Consider the following 17,213-nt stretch of genomic DNA (forward strand, 5'->3'; position numbering starts at 1 on the left):
TCGCCGATGCCTGGCGCATAGAGCACGTCGGCGCCGGCCTTCTCGAAGGCCTGCAGCCGCTTGATGGTGTCGTCGAGGTCGGCCTTGCCCCACAGAAAATTCTCGGCGCGCGCGGTGAAGACGAAATCGCGCTTCAGCGCCCGCGCCGCCTCCACGGCTGCCGCGACGCGCTCGACGGCATGCGTAAAATCATAGATCGGCTTGTCCGGATCGCCAGTGTGGTCTTCGATCGAGCAGCCGGCAAGACCGGCCGCTTCGGCCGCGAAGATGGTTTCGGCAGCCTGCTCGGCGCTGTCGCCCTTGCCCCTCTCGAGGTCGGCCGAGACCGGCAGGCTGGTCGCCGCCGTCACCTCGCGGCAATGGTGGATCATCGCCTCGAAGGTCACGGCGCCGTCCGGCAGGCCGCGCGAAAAGGCAAAGCCGGCGCTGGTCGTCGCCAGTGCCGTGAAGCCGAAGGAACCCAGCAGCTTCGTCGTGCCGATATCCCAGGGATTGGGCATGACGAAGGTCGAGGCATGCAGGTCGCGAAAGATCTTGCCCTTGTCCATGGTAATTCCCCCATCATGTGCTGTGTGGCTAAGCGGATTTTATCCTGCCCCATTTGACCGGGCAAACGAATGCGGTTGGTTCAGAAGCGTTTGGCGTTCTCTCCTGCCAATTTGTCCAGCGCGTCGGAATCCTTGGCGTAGCGCGATGTCTTCTTGTCCCAGTGATAGGTGATGGAAATCGCGTGGGACTCAGGCTTGGGCGGTTCGTCGCCGCAGCTTTCGCCGTTCAGCACTGTGGCATCGGTCACCGTCACCTTGATGGCGGCATGGCGTTGGCCCTCGGCGATGGCTTTGAAGGCAATGTCCTGCGTCCGGCTGTAGGCACACACGTGCTCATTGAACATGTAGATGATGTCGATCAGCTTCAACCTGTCCCTGGCAACCATGATCAGCGGGACGATAATATAGTTCTGGTTTGAATTGGAATGCGAACTCTCGATCGTGAGGATGTCATCACTGGCGCCGACGGCGAGCTTGCCGGGTTCGCGGAAATAGGTGCTGCGGTCGAGGGCGACATTGGCGGCGTCGAGCAGCTTTGGCTTGCCCGTAATGTCGTACAGCGCCAGCACCGCATAGCCCTCGGCGCTATCGGGGGAATCACCGAGATCGAACAGCATGGTCAAGCGGTCCTTGCCGCCAGCCCTGATGGCAAGCACTGCAGCGTTGGAAAAGCCCGACGTCTCGGGCGGCGAGCCGCCGCTGTCGAGCCCCTCGATATGGCGCATCTTGATCGGCAGCCCGCCCCTGTAAAAGCCATTCTTGTCGGCGGCAAGATCAGGAATGACCATCCTGGCGAGGTCGAGATAGGTGAAATCTTTTCGGCCGGGCAGTGGGCTGCCTAGATCCGGAAGGCTGGCGTCTTGGGCAAGCGCTGCGGTCCACAGCAATGGCAGCAGCATCACGGCGAGGATGAAGCGAAGCAGGTTCGTCGGCATGGTCGTCGCCTCAGGCTGTCGGGCGCGGAACGTAGCACAGCCCACCAAGCCGTCCAGTCGGGACGATGGTCAGTGGATCGGCACCAGCCCGGCAAGCTCGCGCATGTCGTCGAAAAGGATGCCGCCGGCCTGGATCAGGCCGTCGCGGTCGGAATAGGGATCGGCATGATAGGAAAACACCCGCATGCCGGCGGCGATGCCGGCCTGCGTGCCGGCGACGCTGTCTTCGATGACGATGCAGTCGGCGGGCGCAAAGCCCATGGTTTTGGCCGCATGCAGGAACAGGTCGGGAAACGGCTTGCCGCGACCGACCATGGTCGAAGAAAACATCGCGTGCTCGAACAGCGGCAACAGTCCGGTCTGGCCAAGCGTGATGTGCATTTTCGACACCCGGGCCGAGGTGGCGACGCAATAGGCGATATCGGCTGAACGCACGGCTTCGACAAACTCGCGGACGTAGGGGATCGCCTCGACGCCATGGGCGAACAGGTCCGGCAGGCCGGCATTCCAGCGATCGACGAAATCGGCGCCGAGCCTGACGCTGGTCTCTGCTTCGATCTCTTTCTGCACCGACGCCATGCTGCGGCCGGAGAAATTCTTGCGGCAATATTCGAAGCTTGTCGGATAGCCGGCAGCGGTCAGCCATTCGGCGAGGCGCCGGTTGGCCAAGTTCTCAGTATCGACCAGGATGCCGTCGCAGTCGAAGATGACAAGTTTAGGCAGTTCAGACATCAGGCGGTGCCGGTCGAGCCGAACCCGCCCGCGCCACGCGCGGTGCCGCCTGCCAATGTGCGCTCTTCCACGGCCGCCTGCGTCACCGCCGCGAAGACGATCTGGGCGATGCGCATGCCGCGCGTCACCGCGAAATCCTCGTCGCCCAGATTGATCAGCAACACCTTGACCTCGCCGCGGTAGTCGCTGTCGATGGTGCCGGGCGTGTTGAGGACGGTAAGGCCATGTTTGAAAGCAAGACCCGAGCGTGGCCGGACCTGACCCTCCATGCCTTCCGGAATTTCCAGGATCAGCCCGGTCGGCACCAAAGCGCGTTTTCCCGGCAGGATCAGCAGCGGCCGGTCGTCCGGCACCGCGGCGCGCAAATCCATGCCGGCCGCGCCAGTGCTTTCATAGGCGGGAAGGGGAAGTCCTTCACCATGCGGCAACCTGACGAAGCCGACGGTCGGACCGATGACGGAGGGAGTTTGAAGGGCTGCGCGCATAAAATCGATCCTATCGGCGCGAACGGCGATTCGGTCAACTCGACTGTAATTCTATCAACGGCTTTCTTTGTGGCGTTACGACGACCTGGCCATCGGAACGACGGTGGTCTCCTTGATCTCCTCCATCACGAACGACGCGGAGACATCAGACAGCGCCACCTTGGCGATCAGCCGCTGGTAGAGCCGGTCATAGGCCTTCACGTCTGCGACGCGGGCGCGCAAGACATAATCGAGGTCGCCGGACATGCGGTAGACGCCGGTGATCTCGGAAAAGCCGGTCACCGCCGCCCTGAATTTCTGCAGCCACTCCGGATCGTGGTTGGACGTGCGGATCAGGATGAAGACCGAAAGGCCAAGTCCGAGCTTTTCGGCATCGACCAGCGCCACCCGACCGGTGATGATGCCATCTTCCTCCAGCCGCTTCACCCGGCGCCAGCAGGCATTGCGCGACAAGGCCACCCGTTCCGACAGCTGGTCGACCGACAGCGTGCCGTCGCGTTGCAGCTCGGTGAGCAATTTTCGATCGATTTCATCGATATCGAGTGCCATGTGGGATGTTTGTCCCATGATCTGGCTGATTACAAGGATATTTTGAGACCGATGAACCGGCGAGGCGTGTCAGGATACTCATATCAGGAACTCAGACGCTGAAGGGGAACCAGCATGTCGGTCGCAAGGATTTTCACCTCTCATCCAGCCAAGGTTGGCGAGACGTATCTCAGTCATATGGCTTTTGCCGCCTGGTTCTCGTCGCGGCTGCTGCTGGCGGCGGGCGCCGCGCTCGTTCATGCTTTCTTGCCATTTCTGTTTGAGACTACCGCCAGCCGAATCGTTCGCGAGCTTTACGAGCGGACGCACAACAGAGGCACGCACGCGACCAAGGAGCCCGCGGCTCTTATGGATCGCGCCTAGAGGACGACAGAAGCGATGTGCCGATGGGCGGCCTATCTCGGTGAAGCGGTCTTTCTCGAAGACATCCTCACCGCGCCCTGTCACTCGTTGATCGCCCAGAGCCATTGCGCCCAGGAAGCAAAATCGCCGACCAATGGCGACGGCTTTGGCCTTGCCTGGTATGGCGACCGCCCGGAGCCGGGTCTCTATCGCGATATCCTGCCGGCCTGGTCCGATCCCAATCTGAAGAGCCTGTGCCGGCAGATCAAATCCGGCCTGTTCCTCGCCCATGTGCGGGCGTCGACCGGCGGCGCCACCAGCCGCATGAACTGCCATCCGTTCATCTCCAGCTCCTGGTCGTTCATGCACAACGGCCAGATCGGCGGCTTCGACAAGATCCGCCGTGCGCTGGAGAACTCGCTGTCCGACGCCGTCTTCGACCAGCGCGAAGGCACCACCGATTCCGAACTCTTCTTCCTGCTGATGATCGACGAAGGATTGGCCACCGATCCGCAAGGCGCCGTCTCCCGCGCCACCAGCCGCGTGCTCGAAGCCTCGCGCCGCGCCGGCCTAGAACCGGCGCTGAAGCTCACCGCCGCCTTCTCGGACGGGCAGGCGCTGCATGCGGTGCGCTATGCCACCGACGCCCACGCTCCGACGCTCTACACTTCTGTCCTGCGCAAGGGTGGCGGCCGCTGCATCGTCTCTGAACCCTTCGACCGCGAGGGCGGCGACTGGCAAGCGATCCCGCCATCGAGTTTTGTCACCATCACCGGCGATGACATGGCCATTCGGCCATTTGCTCCGATTGCGGCGAAGCTGGCGCTGGTCGGGTAGGTTTCTTCGCCAACTGGTAGCGTCGCGGGCCAGCGCCGACCTCAACAGACTATCGGCACAATTCCGATCAAACGCGGCCAATCCTCGAATGCTCAACTCCGCTTGAAATCGCGCCGCTATCCGCCATTTGATCAGGCACGCGCCGCCAAGCCGGAGCATTCACTATGGACCCCGTCTTTTCCTCGACTATCGATCTCGCCGCCGCCATCGCCGCGCGGAAAATCTCCGCCGTCGAAGCACTCGACGCCCACCTGGCGCAGATCGATGCCCACAACGAGGCCGTCAACGCCGTCATCTCGCTTGACAGGGATGGCGCCCGCGAGTGTGCCAAGAGGGCAGACGCAGCCCAGGCGCGCGACGAGGCTCTCGGACCTTTGCATGGCGTGCCGTTCACGCTGAAGGACATGCATGAAACGGCAGGCGTGAAGACCACGGTCGGCTTCCCGCCCTTTGCCGATTATGTCGCCAAACAGGACAGCCCGGTCGTCGCGCGGTTGAGGGCGGCCGGCGGCGTGCTGATGGCCAAGACCAATGTCGCGACCCTGCTGTCTGACTGGCAGTCGAACAATCCACTGTTCGGCCGTACCTGTAATCCCTGGAATCTCCAGCGCACGGCAGGCGGTTCCAGCGGCGGCGCGGCAGCGGCACTTTGCTCGGGGATGACGCCGTTCGACGTCGGCACCGACATGCAGGATTCGATCCGGCTGCCGGCCTCTTTCTGCGGCGTCTACGGCTTGAAGCCGACGGAGCATCGTGTCTCGCTGGCCGGCGCCTTCCCCGATCCGGGAGGAGCTGCGCGCAGCGTGCGGCTGATGTCCTGCCTCGGGCCGTTGGCGCGCAGCGTGGAAGATTTGGCGCTGATCCATCAAATCATCGCCGGCCCGGACGGGCGCGACACCGATCTTGCGCCGGTGCCGGTCGAGGACATGCCTAAGCTCGACCCTAGGACATTGCGCATCGCCTTCGCGCCGTCCTTTCCCGGGTTTCCGGTGGCCGGCGAGATCAGCGCCGCGGTCGAAAGTCTCGCAAGGCAGCTGCAAGACGCCGGCGCCGCCGTCGAAGAAGCAAAACTGCCGAAACTCGATCTGCACGACGATCTGGAACAGGGCGGCGCGCTGATCGGCATGATGATGGAGGCCGTGCAGCCGGAGCCGCCCGAGGAACCGACACCGGTGTCACGCTGGTTCGAGGCGCTCGCCCGCCGCGACAGGTCCATTCTCGCCTGGGACCGGTTTTTCGAAAACTGGGATGCCCTGCTCTGCCCGGTCGCCATGACCACCGCCTTCCCGCATTGCGAGCCGGGCACGCCGATCAAGCTCGACGGCAAGGAGCAGAGCTATTGGATGCTACCGGCCTATGGCGCCGTGTTCAACTACAGCGGCCATCCAGCGCTTTCGATCCCGTGCGGACTGGACAGCGCCGGCCTGCCGATCGGCCTGCAACTGGTCGGAAGACGCTGGTCGGAGGAGCGGCTGCTCGGCATCGCCAGGGCAATCGAACCTTTGGCCGGCGGCTTTCGCCGTCCGCCTAGCTACTGAGCGAAGCGCGACAATCGATAAGGCGCAAGCAGCCGGTCGCGCTCGCCGTCGAGGATTTCCCGGGCGGCGAACAGGCCGACGGCCGGCGCCAGCGTGATGCCGGAATGCATGACCGCGACATAGACACCGTCCACGCCCTCGGCGCGGCCGATGATCGGAAAGCCGTCGATCGGCGTTGGCCGGTAGCCGACCGTGTGGAAATCGAGTTCCAACCCGTCGCTGTCGCGCAGCATGGCTTTCATGGCCGCAAACAGTGCGTGGGCGGTGGCTTCGGCATCCATGCTCGGGTCGGCGCCGCCAAAATCCGAGCCGGCGATGATGCGGCCCTCCGCGGTCTGGCGCATGTGCAGTCGCTCGGCCAGCACCAGCCCGTTGAGCAGCTTTTTGGAGGGCCGCGAGTGGACGATCAGGCCGGGCGGCGTTTCGATCGGCAGGTTGATCCCGGCCGTCGCGGCAATCTCCGGTGAGCCGACGCCGGCCGCGATCACCACCTCGTCTGATGCAATCAGGCCATGTGATGTGTCGACACCGGTGATCCTGCCGGCGGTCTGGACCAGCGCCGTCACCGTGCTGGAGATAATACGTGCGCCAAGTCGCTCGGCGTCGGCCAGCAGCGCTTTCGTGGCTGCGACAGGCTCGGCCACCCCCTCTTCAGCCACATACAGGGCAAAATCCGGCAGCTCGGTGAGATTGGGTTCGATGCGCGCAGCACCGGCGCGGTCGACGTGCTCGATGCCGTAGCCCCAGGCGGAATGCTCAGTGGCATAGGTTTCCATGTCGGCCGCCGACAAATCCCAGCACAGGCCGCCGCACCAGCTCAGCGGCAGGCCGGGCAGGTCCCGCGCCAGCCGCGTCCACTCGGCCATTGCGCGGGTGCGCAGCCTGAAATACGGCTCCGGATTGCCCCAGCTGGCGTTGATCCAGGCAAACGAATTTGGCGTCGCCACCCCACCGGCAGCACTGTCGGCAATGACCACCACCCGCGCACCCGCTCTGCTCAGATGCCAGGCGATGGAGGCGCCGATGATGCCGGCGCCGATGACGATCACTTGTTTTGCGGCGCTCATGCTCGCTCCTCTTCCCTAGCGACTTCTGACGGGCGTTCATCCAAGTGCCATCCTGGCAGCCGCTTGCCAACATCGCGCAGCGCGAAATATGCGGCAATGCGCTGGCCCGAGCCATAGCACGACTGAGCTGCATGCTCTGACTGTGAGGCGGCAACCAGCAGCGTTCGAGCCGCCGGACCGGTCGACAGCCCGGCACTGCGCTGCTAGAAGCCCGGCCTGTCACACGGAAATCCCAGAGAATGCCCGAAGCAATAGAAGAAGAAGTGGCGCGCCGCCGCACCTTCGCGATCATCGCGCACCCGGACGCCGGCAAGACCACGCTCACCGAAAAGCTGCTGCTGTTCGGCGGCGCCATCCAGCTTGCCGGCGAGGTCAAGGCCAAGAAGGACAAGATCCAGACGCGGTCGGACTGGATGAAGATCGAGCGCGAGCGCGGCATTTCGGTCGTCACTTCGGTGATGACCTTCGAGTATGAGGACAATGTCTTCAACCTGCTCGACACGCCCGGGCACGAGGATTTCGCCGACGACACCTACCGCACGCTATCGGCGGTCGACTCGGCCGTCATGGTCATCGATGCCGCCAAGGGCATCGAGCCGCGCACGCTGAAACTGTTCGAGGTCTGCCGGCTGCGCGACATCCCGATCATCACCTTCGTCAACAAGATGGACCGCGAAAGTCGCGACCCATTCGAGATACTCGACGAGATCGAGCAGAAGCTGGCGCTGGACACCGCGCCGATCACCTGGCCGATCGGCCGCGGCAAGACGTTCTCTGGCACCTACCATCTGGCGCTGAACGCCGTGCGCAAGGGCGACGATGAGAAGGAACGCACGCCGGTCAACGGTCCCGATTCCAACCGCGTTGCCGGGCTGCTGCCGGAGAACGAGCGCGAAACCTTTATTGAGGAGCTGGAACTGGCGCGCGAAGCCTGCCGGCCGCTCGACATCGACGCTTTTCGCGAGGGCCATCTGACGCCGGTCTATTTCGGCTCCGCGTTGCGCAATTATGGCGTCCGCGACCTGATCGAGGCGCTCGGCGCCTTCGGGCCGCCGCCGCGTGCGCAGGAGGCTGACACCCGCAAGGTCGAGGCGACCGAGGAGAAGATGACGTCCTTCGTCTTCAAGATCCAGGCCAACATGGACCCCAACCACCGCGACCGCATCGCCTTCGTCCGTGTCTGTTCGGGCAAGCTCGAGCGCGGCATGAAGGCCAAGCTGGTGCGCACGGGAAAGCCGATGTCGCTGTCGGCGCCGCAGTTCTTCTTTGCCCGCACCCGCGTCACCGCCGACGAGGCCTTTGCCGGCGATGTCGTCGGGATCCCCAACCACGGCACGCTGCGCATCGGCGACACGCTGACCGAAGGCGAGGAGATACTGTTCCGCGGCGTGCCGAATTTCGCGCCGGAAATCCTGCGCCGCGTCCGCCTCGGCGACGCGATGAAGGCCAAGAAGCTCAAGGAAGCGCTGCACCAGATGGCCGAGGAGGGCGTCGTGCAGCTGTTCTCGCCCGAGGACGGCTCGCCGGCCATCGTCGGCGTCGTCGGGGCGCTGCAGCTCGACGTGTTGAAGGAGCGGCTGAACTTCGAATACACGCTGCCGGTCGAATTCGAGATGTCACGCTTTTCTGTCTGCCGCTGGATATCGGCCGATGACAAGGCCGAGGTGCTGCGTTTCATCGAGGCGCATCGCGGCGACATCGCCCGCGATCTCGACAATGATCCTGTGTTCCTGGCCCAGCACGCCTTTTCGCTGAATTACGAAGCGGAACGCTGGAAGGCGATCAAGTTTGCCACCATCAAGGACTATCAGGTCCGCGACAGAGCGGCTTGAAGTTCTCCCTTCTCCCCGTTTTACGGGGAGAAGGTGCCCGAAGGGCGGATGAGGGGCAGCGCCGACCTCAAGGACCAATGGGCTCCTATGCCCCCGACCCGTCGCAGGCTCCCAGCCCTTCGGGCGTTCAGCCCCTTCAAAAAGGCCCACTGGACCTTTTGATCCGCCCGAAGGCGGACCGGGTCTTCACCGTTCGAAGCTCGAAAAGCCAAGCAATTGGCTTTTCGTCCGCTACGCGGACCGCTTCTCACCCCTTCGCCGCCTCTTCGATCTTGGCGATGTCGATCTTGCTCATCTGCATCATCGCCGACATCACGCGGCCGGCCTTGGCCCGGTCCGGATCCAGAAGCAGGCGCGGCAGTTGCTCCGGCACAACCTGCCAGGAGATACCGAACTTGTCCTTCAGCCAGCTGCATTGCGACGGTTCGCCGCCACCTTCGATGAGCTTGTCCCAGAAATAATCGACCTCTTCCTGCGTCTTGCAGTCGATCGACTGCGACATCGCTTCGGTGTGCTTGAATTGCGGTCCGCCATTGAGCGCCTGGAACTGCACCCCGTCGAGTTCGAACGTGGTCACCAGCACCTTGCCTTCATCGCCGTGGCCTTCGGGCCAACGCATCACGCTCAGCACCTTCGAATTCTTGAAGATGGACACGTAGAAATTCATCGCCTCTTCGGCCTGGTCGTCGAACCACAGGCAGGTGGTGATCTTTTGCATGTCGTGCTCCTCGGGATGTTTTGGTTGCGGTTACGGTGAAACGGCGACTCCGGGAATGGTGCCATTCCTTGCCGTCTGCCCCAAGGACGGCCGTGCGCGGCGCGATCCGACAGCGGCCCGCAATTTTTTTCGGGAGCCGGTTTTTGGAGGAATCTGGCGCATTGCAAAATTGTGGCCAGACCGGGCTTGCGCGTCTATAACGCCTGCGGTCCGAATTCAGCTCCGCCGCGCCATTCCCAGGCTGCGGCCAGCCACCAAGGAAAAAACATGCCTGCCTATCGTTCCCGCACCACCACCCATGGCCGCAACATGGCCGGCGCTCGCGGCCTCTGGCGCGCCACCGGCATGAAGGACTCGGATTTCGGCAAGCCGATCATCGCGGTGGTCAATTCCTTCACCCAGTTCGTGCCGGGCCATGTCCACCTGAAGGACCTCGGCCAGCTGGTGGCGCGCGAGATCGAGAAGGCCGGCGGCGTTGCCAAGGAATTCAACACCATTGCCGTCGATGACGGCATCGCGATGGGCCATGACGGCATGCTCTATTCGCTGCCGTCGCGCGAATTGATCGCCGATTCCGTCGAATACATGGTCAACGCGCACTGCGCCGACGCCATGGTCTGCATCTCCAATTGCGACAAGATCACGCCCGGCATGCTGATGGCGTCGTTGCGCCTCAACATCCCGACCGTCTTCGTTTCCGGCGGGCCGATGGAAGCCGGCAAGGTGGTGCTGGCCGGCAAGACGCAGGCGCTCGACCTCGTCGACGCCATGGTCGCGGCCGCCGACGACAAGATCTCCGATGAGGACGTCAAGGTCATCGAGCGCTCGGCCTGCCCGACCTGCGGCTCCTGCTCGGGCATGTTCACCGCCAATTCGATGAACTGTTTGACCGAGGCGCTTGGCCTGTCGCTGCCCGGCAACGGTTCTACATTGGCGACGCATGCCGACCGCAAGCGGCTGTTCGTCGAGGCCGGCCATCTGATCGTCGATCTCGCCCAGCGCTATTACGAGCAGGATGACGAGACGGCGCTGCCGCGCAACATCGCCTCGAAGGGCGCCTTCGAGAACGCCATGACGCTCGACATCGCCATGGGCGGGTCGACCAACACCGTGCTGCATATTCTGGCCGCCGCGCATGAGGGCGAGATCGACTTCGATCAGGACGACATCGACGCGCTGTCGCGCAAGGTGCCGGTGCTGTGCAAGGTTGCTCCAGCCAAGTCCGACGTTCATATGGAAGACGTTCACCGCGCCGGCGGCATCGTGGCGATCCTCGGCCAGCTCGACAATGCCGGCCTGATCAACCGCGATTTGCCGACCGTGCACACGCGAACGCTGGGTGACGCGCTCGACCATTGGGATATTTCCCGCTCGACCAGCCAGAGCGTGCGCGATTTCTTCCTGGCGGCTCCTGGCGGCGTGCCGACACAGGTCGCCTTCAGCCAGGACCGCCGCTGGGACGAACTCGATCTCGACCGCGAGAAAGGCGTTATCCGGTCAGTCGAACATCCCTTTTCCAAGGATGGCGGCCTTGCCGTGCTGAAAGGCAATCTGGCGCTCGACGGCTGCATCGTGAAGACGGCCGGCGTCGATGAATCGATCCTGAAGTTCACCGGCCCGGCCCGCGTATTCGAAAGCCAGGATTCGAGCGTCAAGGCGATCCTGTCGAACGAGATCAAGGCCGGTGATGTCGTGGTCATCCGCTATGAGGGGCCGCGCGGCGGCCCCGGCATGCAGGAAATGCTCTACCCGACCAGCTATCTGAAGTCGAAAGGCCTCGGCAAGGCCTGCGCGCTGGTCACCGACGGCCGCTTCTCCGGCGGCACGTCGGGCCTGTCGATCGGCCATGCGTCGCCGGAAGCCGCCGAGGGCGGCCTGATAGGATTGGTGCAAGAGGGCGACACGATCGAGATCGATATCCCGAACCGCAGTATCCGCCTTGCTGTCGATGACGCAGAACTCGCTGCCCGCCGGGCGGCGATGGAGGCAAAGGGCACCTTGGCCTGGAAGCCCGAGGAAAAGCGCAAGCGCAAGGTGACGACAGCCTTGCGCGCCTATGCCGCCATGGCGACCAGCGCGGCCAAGGGCGCGGTGAGGTTCGTGCCGGAGTAGGGGTTGCGCAGAGGCTCCCTCATCTGGCTGCTTCGCGGCCACCTTCTCCCTGCTGGGGAGAAGAGGCAGGCGCCGGCGTTGACGATCTCTTCTCCCCTCGGGGAGAAGGTGGCCCGAAGGGCCGGATCAGGGCATGGCGCCCACATCCGGAACACCATCACGGCATCAACTGATACTCATAAAGCTTCTGATAGAGCCCGCCCTGCTTGAGCAAGCTCTTGTGCGGGCCGCTTTCCATCACCTTGCCGGCTTCGAGCACCACGATGGTGTCGGCCTGGTGCACGGTCGACAGACGGTGCGCGATGACGATCGTCGTGCGCCCTTCCGTCAATTGCTGCAGCGCATCGCGAAACAGCGCTTCCGATTCGGCGTCGAGTGCGCTGGTCGCTTCATCCAAGAGCAGGATCTCGGCATTGCGCAGCATGGCGCGTGCGATCGAGATCCGTTGGCGCTGTCCGCCGGACAGCAGCGCGCCGTTCTCACCCACTTCGGTGTCGTAGCCCTTCGCCTGCGCGCGGATGAAATCGTGCGCGTTGGCCGCCTTGGCGGCGGCGATCACTTCATCGTCGGTCGCGTCCTGACGCCCAAGCCGGATGTTGTGCATGATCGTGCCGGCAAACAGAAACGTGTCCTGGCTGACATAGGCGATCTTTTCCCGCAGCGACGCCAGCGTCGCATGGGAAATGTCCTGGCCGTCGAACAGCACCTTGCCGCTCTGCGGGTCGTACATGCGCATGATCAGGTTCAGAACAGTCGACTTGCCGCCGCCGGAAGGCCCGACCAGCGCCGTCATCTTGCCGGGCGCAAGGGTCAGGTCGAACCGGTTCAACACCGGCGGGCCATTCTGGTAGGCGAAGCTGACGGCGTCGAACCGGATCTCGCCCGGTCCGGCCAGAAGCGGCTTTGCATCCGGCTTCTCGGCCAGCGTCAGCGGCTCGTCGGCCAGCTGGAACATCATGCGCACGCCGACAATGCCGCTCTCCAGTGAGATGCGCACGCGGGCAAGGCGCTTTGCCGGTTCGTAGGCGAGCAGCAGCGCCGCGATGAAGGCCATGATGCCGCCCGGTGTCTGGCCGCCCTCCAGCACCAGAAGGCCGCTGACCAGCACGGCGCCCGCGATTGCCAGCCCGGCGAGCGTCTCCATCACCGGACTGGTGATCGCTTCCAGCGAAGCGATGTTGTTGGCCCTGTCCTCGACGTCCGACACGGCCTTGAACATGCGCTTGCGCATCATGCCTTCGAGGTTGAAGGATTTGACCACGCGCACGCCGATTGCGGTTTCCTGCATCACCTGCACGATCTGACCGACCGAGCGGAACTCCATTGCGGCGAACTTGCGAACACGCTTCAGGATGCGGTTGACCCCGTAGATAGCCAAGGGGCCGACGATGAAGCAAATCAGGGACAGCGACGGCTCCTGCACGATCATGACCAGCACCAGGGCAATCAAGGTCACCAGATCCCGCACATAGGAGGTGACGATGAGGTCGAGCACGTTGCGCGCCGCCTGGGCATTGTTGGTCATGCGGGTGATCAGGTCGGATGACGAGGTCGAATGATAGAACTCGATGCCTTGCGCCAGGACGCGATCGTAGATCTTGCGCTGCCGCTCGGCGATGATGGCGTTGCCAACCCGGCTCATGCAGTAGGCCTGGACGAAATTGGCGATGCCCTTGACGATGAAGATCACGGCGACCGCCACGGCAATCATGTTGACGCGTTCGATCCTTTTATCGATCACGAATTCATTGGTGATTTCGCGCAGGATCCAGGCGCTGGCAGCCGTCGTGCCGGCCACCACCAGCATCGACAGTATGGCGGCGCCGTATCCAAACATATGTTGGCGGAAGGATTCCCGAAGCAACCTCGCAACGAGGCGCTGGTTTTCCGTCGAGCGGAAGAAACGAAACAAACGGCGGATCCTTGAAACCGGGACAATGAAGGCGGCTTATAGAGGGAGTTGCGGCCGGATGGAACCATCCGCGGCCGCCGCGGACAAACCGCTGTTGCAAGCGGCATCGACGGGATGCGATTTTCAGCCTCGGCTACATCGGATGATTCTTTTGACGGGGATGACGACAGATGGATTTCGACCTTATCGTTCGCGGCGGCACACTGCCTGATGGCAGGGTTGCCGACATCGGCATCAGCGGCGAGACGATCGCGGCGATCGAGCCTGCTCTGCAAGGCTCTGCGCGGACCGAGGTTGACGTCCGTGGCAATCTGGTCTCGCCGCCCTTCGTCGATCCGCATTTCCACATGGACGCGACGCTCTCCTACGGCATTCCGCGCATCAACGCGTCGGGCACGCTGCTCGAAGGCATTTCGCTGTGGGGCGAATTGAAGCCGCTTTTGACGCATGAGGCGGTGCGCGACCGCGCGCTTGCCTACTGCGACTGGGCGGTGTCGATGGGCCTGCTCGCCATCCGCACCCATGTCGATGTCTGCGACGACCGCCTGCTGGCGGTCGAGGCGCTGCTCGAGGTCAAGAAGACGGTCGCCCCCTACATCGATCTGCAACTGGTCGCTTTCCCGCAGGACGGGTTTTATCGCTCGCCGACGGCACGGGAGAACACCATCCGCGCCTTGGACATGGGCGTCGATATTGTCGGCGGCATCCCGCATTTTGAGCGCACCATGGCCGACGGCACGCGCTCGGTAACGGAGTTGTGCGAGATCGCGGCCAGGCGTGGCCTGATGGTCGACCTGCATTGCGACGAGACCGATGATCCGCTGTCGCGTCACATCGAACAGCTTGCCTATGAGACGCAGCGCCTTGGTCTGCACGGCAAGGTCGCCGGCTCGCACCTCACTTCGATGCATTCGATGGACAATTACTATGTTTCGAAGCTGCTGCCGTTGATTGCCGAGGCGGGCGTCTCGGTCATTCCCAATCCGCTGATCAACATCATGCTGCAGGGCCGCCACGACACCTTCCCGAAGCGCCGCGGCCTGACCCGGGTCAAGGAGATGCTGGCGCTTGGCATTCGCGTCGGCTGGGGCCAGGATTGCGTGCTCGATCCTTGGTATTCGCTGGGCACCGCCGACATGCTCGACGTCGCCTTCATGGGCCTGCATGTAGCGCAAATGTCGAGCCCGGCCGACATGGCGCGCTGCTTCGACATGGTCACAAACGTCAATGCCGCGATCATGGGCCTCGATCATCTTGGCCTGGCGGTCGGCAAGCGCGCCAGCCTTGTCGTCCTCGACGCCGGCAATCCGATCGAGGCCTTGCGCCTGCGCGCCGAACGCCTGTGTGTCATCGCCAGTGGCAAGGTGGTGGCGGAGCGGACGAAGCAGGAGACCAGGCTGTCCATCGGTGGAAGGCCGGGAATGGTGAACCGGCGGCACGTATCCAGCTAGAGCGGTTCACCGTTTCGCGGAAACGGTGAACCACTCCTAGCTCTTTGTTTTGACGCAATTCCCAAGGGAAAGCGCTATGCGCTTTTCCCGGGAAAACCGTTTCACACTTTCCTGGTATTGCTCTAGATACAGCCGATTCCCGGCGCTGGTCTTACCCATTGCCCGAATTCTCCTCGTCAAAGCCGCCGCTTCCGTCTACGACGCGGCTTATATTGGGGGAGGAATCGGGATCGGCATGACGCAGCCCGTGGCGCAGAATTCGACGATCAGGAACGTGCTTTTGGCCGGCATTCTGCTGATGCTGGCCGGCGACTTCCTGTTTGCGCTGAATGACGCGATGGGCAAGTGGCTGGTCGCCAGTTTCTCCGTCGGCCAGGTCGTGCTGATCCGCTCCATCGGCGCCTTCTTCGTGCTTGGCCCGATGATCGCCCATCAGGGCACGGCCAAGCTGTTTCGCATGGAACGCCTGGAGCTGCAGCTGCTGCGCGTGGTGATGACCACGCTCGACACCGCGCTCTTCTATGCCGCCGTCGTCTATCTGCCGCTTGCCGATGTGATGAGTTTCTACATGGCCGGGCCGATCTACGTTGCGGCACTCTCGCATCTCTTGCTTGGCGAAAAGGTCGGCTGGCGCCGCTGGATGGCCATCCTGCTCGGCTTCTGCGGTGTGCTGATCATGCTGAAACCGTCCTCGGCGGCGTTCTCTCTGTCATCGGGCTTTGCGCTGGTGGGCAGCATCTCCTTCGCCTTCGCCATCATCCTCAACCGCCGGCTGCGCGGCACCAGCGACACAAATCTGGTGACATGGCAGACCATCGGCACGCTGCTGGTCGGCGGTGTGCTGACCATCGGCGCCTGGCAGACGCCATCGGCACTCGATCTCGGCGCCATGCTGCTGCTCGGCATCGTCTCCTGCGGCGCCCATCTGATGATCACCAGGGCGCTCAAGCTGGCGCCGGCCTCGACGCTGGCGCCGCTGCACTACACGCTGCTCCTGTGGGCGGTGGTCTTCGGGCTGGTGTTCTTCGGCGACGTTCCAGGCCCGCGCATCCTGATCGGCTCGGGCATCGTCGTTCTGGCCGGCCTGTTCATCTTCCACCGTCAGAAAGTGGTCGAGACCACGGTGCCGCCCGAAAATGTGCCGAAAGGCGTGAACTAGGGGCAGGCTCAACCCTGACGTATCGCCGCCAGGTGCATTGAAAACTCCGGCGTCTCCATCAGCGCCTTGCAGCGCGCAAATCGCCCGTCGGCATAGGCGCGGAAATCGTCGACCGGGTTGTTGTTGGCGAGCTGGATCAGCCCCCACAGCGTCCACAACAGATCGCACATCGCCTTGTGGATGACGATGCGGCCGCGCTCCGCCGGCCTGGCCTCGCCGCCGAAATAGGCGCGCATCATCTCTTCATCCTGCGTCGTGTCGAATTTGCCTTCCACACTGAGGTCGCCAAGGTCCCAGAGCGGGTCATTCATGCCCGAATATTCCCAGTCGACGATCCACATCCGCTCACCCGTATCAAGAAAGTTTTCGCACAGCGGATCGCAGTGGCAGGCGACGAGCGGCAGCGGATGGGCGGCCAGCGCCGACCGCACTGTCTCGGCCTCGCGCACGACGTCGTGATAGCCGGCGGGCAGGGCGACATCCTTGGTCGACAGCACCTTGAGGTAGTCGTCGATCATCGCAAACAGTTCGAAGCGGAAGGGAAACACCGCGCCTGAAGCGTGCAGCTTGCGGAAGGCCTCGCCGGCGCGGGCCGGGCTGCCAGGCCGAACCTTGAATTTTTCCGGCGACATCGTCTCGGCGCCGGCGATGAAACGCGTCACCATGATGCCGGTGCCGGGGTCGACATGCAACACTTCGGGGCTGACCCCTGCTTTTGCCGCTTCGCGCGCGGCCACCGCTTCGTTGGCCCGGTTGATGTATTCTTCGGTGCCTTTGCCGGGAATGCGCAGGCAGAATTCGCCGGCCTTGAAAACCAGGTTGGTGAGGCCGCCGAGCCGTTCCAGCGGCCCGTTGTATCTGGCCAGCATCGGAATGGCGGCCAATGCCGCGCGCGCCTCGTCTGTCACCATGCCTGCGCCCCCACGCTGTTATTTGTCGCAGCGACGGTTCCACAATTTTCGTGCTTTGGCTATCATCCGATTGAGGGTTCACAGA

The 17,213-nt window shown here is 63.3% G+C and carries 16 protein-coding genes; 7 read left to right on the forward strand and 9 right to left on the reverse strand.

Features of this window, described 5'->3' with window-relative positions; translation table 11 throughout:
• From EN993_RS07695 to EN993_RS07715, 5 genes are all read right to left on the reverse strand, one after another.
• Window positions 1-548 (reverse strand): isocitrate lyase/phosphoenolpyruvate mutase family protein (locus EN993_RS07695; protein WP_127262825.1); only part of this gene is annotated, 548 nt, incomplete at its 3' end.
• Window positions 549-628: 80 nt separating this feature from the next.
• Window positions 629-1,483 carry a hypothetical protein gene (locus EN993_RS07700; RefSeq protein WP_127262826.1) on the reverse strand — a complete coding sequence of 285 codons (855 nt, stop codon included), beginning with the start codon at window positions 1,481-1,483 and terminating at the stop codon, window positions 629-631.
• Between the two features lie 69 nt (window positions 1,484-1,552).
• Entirely contained in the window at window positions 1,553-2,215 is a 663-nt protein-coding gene (locus tag EN993_RS07705; RefSeq protein ID WP_109666074.1) for an HAD family phosphatase, read from the reverse strand.
• On the reverse strand, window positions 2,215-2,700 hold the full coding sequence (dut, locus tag EN993_RS07710) for a dUTP diphosphatase (protein ID WP_056588233.1): 486 nt from the start codon (window positions 2,698-2,700) through the stop codon (window positions 2,215-2,217). Before dut ends, EN993_RS07705 begins: the two co-directional genes overlap by 1 nt.
• A gap of 75 nt (window positions 2,701-2,775) precedes the next feature.
• A complete protein-coding gene (locus EN993_RS07715) occupies window positions 2,776-3,249 on the reverse strand; it encodes an Lrp/AsnC family transcriptional regulator (RefSeq protein ID WP_127262827.1) in 474 nt (157 codons plus the stop codon).
• A gap of 114 nt (window positions 3,250-3,363) precedes the next feature.
• Between EN993_RS07715 and EN993_RS07720 the strand changes: the two genes are divergently transcribed.
• The 3 genes from EN993_RS07720 (at window position 3,364) to EN993_RS07730 (ending at window position 5,966) form a co-directional block, all read left to right on the forward strand.
• Window positions 3,364-3,612, forward strand: coding sequence for a DUF6356 family protein (locus tag EN993_RS07720; RefSeq protein WP_109666078.1), 249 nt, complete (start codon window positions 3,364-3,366; stop codon window positions 3,610-3,612).
• A 15-nt stretch (window positions 3,613-3,627) separates the two neighbouring features.
• A complete protein-coding gene (locus tag EN993_RS07725) occupies window positions 3,628-4,428 on the forward strand; it encodes a class II glutamine amidotransferase (protein ID WP_127262828.1) in 801 nt (266 codons plus the stop codon).
• Between the two features lie 164 nt (window positions 4,429-4,592).
• Complete coding sequence (locus tag EN993_RS07730) at window positions 4,593-5,966, forward strand: amidase (RefSeq protein ID WP_127262829.1); 1,374 nt, start codon at window positions 4,593-4,595, stop codon at window positions 5,964-5,966.
• Here the strand turns inward: EN993_RS07730 and EN993_RS07735 are convergent.
• Window positions 5,960-7,033 carry an FAD-binding oxidoreductase gene (locus EN993_RS07735; protein ID WP_127262830.1) on the reverse strand — a complete coding sequence of 358 codons (1,074 nt, stop codon included), beginning with the start codon at window positions 7,031-7,033 and terminating at the stop codon, window positions 5,960-5,962. The two genes, EN993_RS07730 and EN993_RS07735, sit on opposite strands and share 7 nt — an antisense overlap.
• A gap of 239 nt (window positions 7,034-7,272) precedes the next feature.
• Here EN993_RS07735 and EN993_RS07740 point away from each other — a divergent pair, with 239 nt between their 5' ends.
• Window positions 7,273-8,865: a peptide chain release factor 3 gene (locus tag EN993_RS07740; RefSeq protein ID WP_127262831.1), complete on the forward strand. Its 1,593-nt coding sequence runs from the start codon at window positions 7,273-7,275 to the stop codon at window positions 8,863-8,865.
• Between the two features lie 247 nt (window positions 8,866-9,112).
• On the opposite strand, the gene EN993_RS07745 is transcribed toward EN993_RS07740, so the two are convergent.
• Window positions 9,113-9,583: a VOC family protein gene (locus EN993_RS07745; protein WP_127262832.1), complete on the reverse strand. Its 471-nt coding sequence runs from the start codon at window positions 9,581-9,583 to the stop codon at window positions 9,113-9,115.
• 267 nt (window positions 9,584-9,850) lie between these two features.
• Between EN993_RS07745 and ilvD the strand changes: the two genes are divergently transcribed.
• A complete protein-coding gene (gene ilvD, locus EN993_RS07750) occupies window positions 9,851-11,695 on the forward strand; it encodes a dihydroxy-acid dehydratase (protein ID WP_127262833.1) in 1,845 nt (614 codons plus the stop codon).
• A gap of 157 nt (window positions 11,696-11,852) precedes the next feature.
• Here ilvD and EN993_RS07760 read toward each other — a convergent pair whose 3' ends face one another.
• On the reverse strand, window positions 11,853-13,607 hold the full coding sequence (locus tag EN993_RS07760) for an ABC transporter ATP-binding protein (RefSeq protein WP_126067498.1): 1,755 nt from the start codon (window positions 13,605-13,607) through the stop codon (window positions 11,853-11,855).
• A gap of 170 nt (window positions 13,608-13,777) precedes the next feature.
• Between EN993_RS07760 and EN993_RS07765 the strand changes: the two genes are divergently transcribed.
• Together EN993_RS07765 and EN993_RS07770 are read left to right on the forward strand one after the other, a co-directional pair.
• Complete coding sequence (locus tag EN993_RS07765; RefSeq protein WP_109666097.1) at window positions 13,778-15,058, forward strand: amidohydrolase family protein; 1,281 nt, start codon at window positions 13,778-13,780, stop codon at window positions 15,056-15,058.
• A 235-nt stretch (window positions 15,059-15,293) separates the two neighbouring features.
• Window positions 15,294-16,217, forward strand: coding sequence for a DMT family transporter (locus EN993_RS07770; protein WP_127262834.1), 924 nt, complete (start codon window positions 15,294-15,296; stop codon window positions 16,215-16,217).
• 8 nt (window positions 16,218-16,225) lie between these two features.
• On the opposite strand, the gene EN993_RS07775 is transcribed toward EN993_RS07770, so the two are convergent.
• Window positions 16,226-17,128 (reverse strand): phosphotransferase family protein, encoded by a 903-nt coding sequence (locus EN993_RS07775; RefSeq protein ID WP_127262835.1) that lies wholly within the window; start codon window positions 17,126-17,128, stop codon window positions 16,226-16,228.
• Window positions 17,129-17,213 lie beyond the last annotated feature (85 nt).

The organism is Mesorhizobium sp. M7D.F.Ca.US.004.01.2.1, assembly GCF_003997785.1.
GTDB lineage: Bacteria > Pseudomonadota > Alphaproteobacteria > Rhizobiales > Rhizobiaceae > Mesorhizobium > Mesorhizobium loti.

What these genes read in the sequence shown, in the direction of transcription:
- EN993_RS07700 (WP_127262826.1), bottom strand. Translation starts at nt 1,483, where the DNA reads ATGCCGACGAACCTGCTTCGCTTCATCCTCGCCGTGATGCTGCTGCCA.
- EN993_RS07705 (WP_109666074.1), bottom strand. Translation starts at nt 2,215, where the DNA reads ATGTCTGAACTGCCTAAACTTGTCATCTTCGACTGCGACGGCATCCTG.
- dut (WP_056588233.1), bottom strand. Translation starts at nt 2,700, where the DNA reads ATGCGCGCAGCCCTTCAAACTCCCTCCGTCATCGGTCCGACCGTCGGC.
- EN993_RS07715 (WP_127262827.1), bottom strand. Translation starts at nt 3,249, where the DNA reads ATGGCACTCGATATCGATGAAATCGATCGAAAATTGCTCACCGAGCTG.
- EN993_RS07720 (WP_109666078.1), top strand. Translation starts at nt 3,364, where the DNA reads ATGTCGGTCGCAAGGATTTTCACCTCTCATCCAGCCAAGGTTGGCGAG.
- EN993_RS07725 (WP_127262828.1), top strand. Translation starts at nt 3,628, where the DNA reads ATGTGCCGATGGGCGGCCTATCTCGGTGAAGCGGTCTTTCTCGAAGAC.
- EN993_RS07730 (WP_127262829.1), top strand. Translation starts at nt 4,593, where the DNA reads ATGGACCCCGTCTTTTCCTCGACTATCGATCTCGCCGCCGCCATCGCC.
- EN993_RS07735 (WP_127262830.1), bottom strand. Translation starts at nt 7,033, where the DNA reads ATGAGCGCCGCAAAACAAGTGATCGTCATCGGCGCCGGCATCATCGGC.
- EN993_RS07740 (WP_127262831.1), top strand. Translation starts at nt 7,273, where the DNA reads ATGCCCGAAGCAATAGAAGAAGAAGTGGCGCGCCGCCGCACCTTCGCG.
- EN993_RS07745 (WP_127262832.1), bottom strand. Translation starts at nt 9,583, where the DNA reads ATGCAAAAGATCACCACCTGCCTGTGGTTCGACGACCAGGCCGAAGAG.
- ilvD (WP_127262833.1), top strand. Translation starts at nt 9,851, where the DNA reads ATGCCTGCCTATCGTTCCCGCACCACCACCCATGGCCGCAACATGGCC.
- EN993_RS07765 (WP_109666097.1), top strand. Translation starts at nt 13,778, where the DNA reads ATGGATTTCGACCTTATCGTTCGCGGCGGCACACTGCCTGATGGCAGG.
- EN993_RS07770 (WP_127262834.1), top strand. Translation starts at nt 15,294, where the DNA reads ATGACGCAGCCCGTGGCGCAGAATTCGACGATCAGGAACGTGCTTTTG.
- EN993_RS07775 (WP_127262835.1), bottom strand. Translation starts at nt 17,128, where the DNA reads ATGGTGACAGACGAGGCGCGCGCGGCATTGGCCGCCATTCCGATGCTG.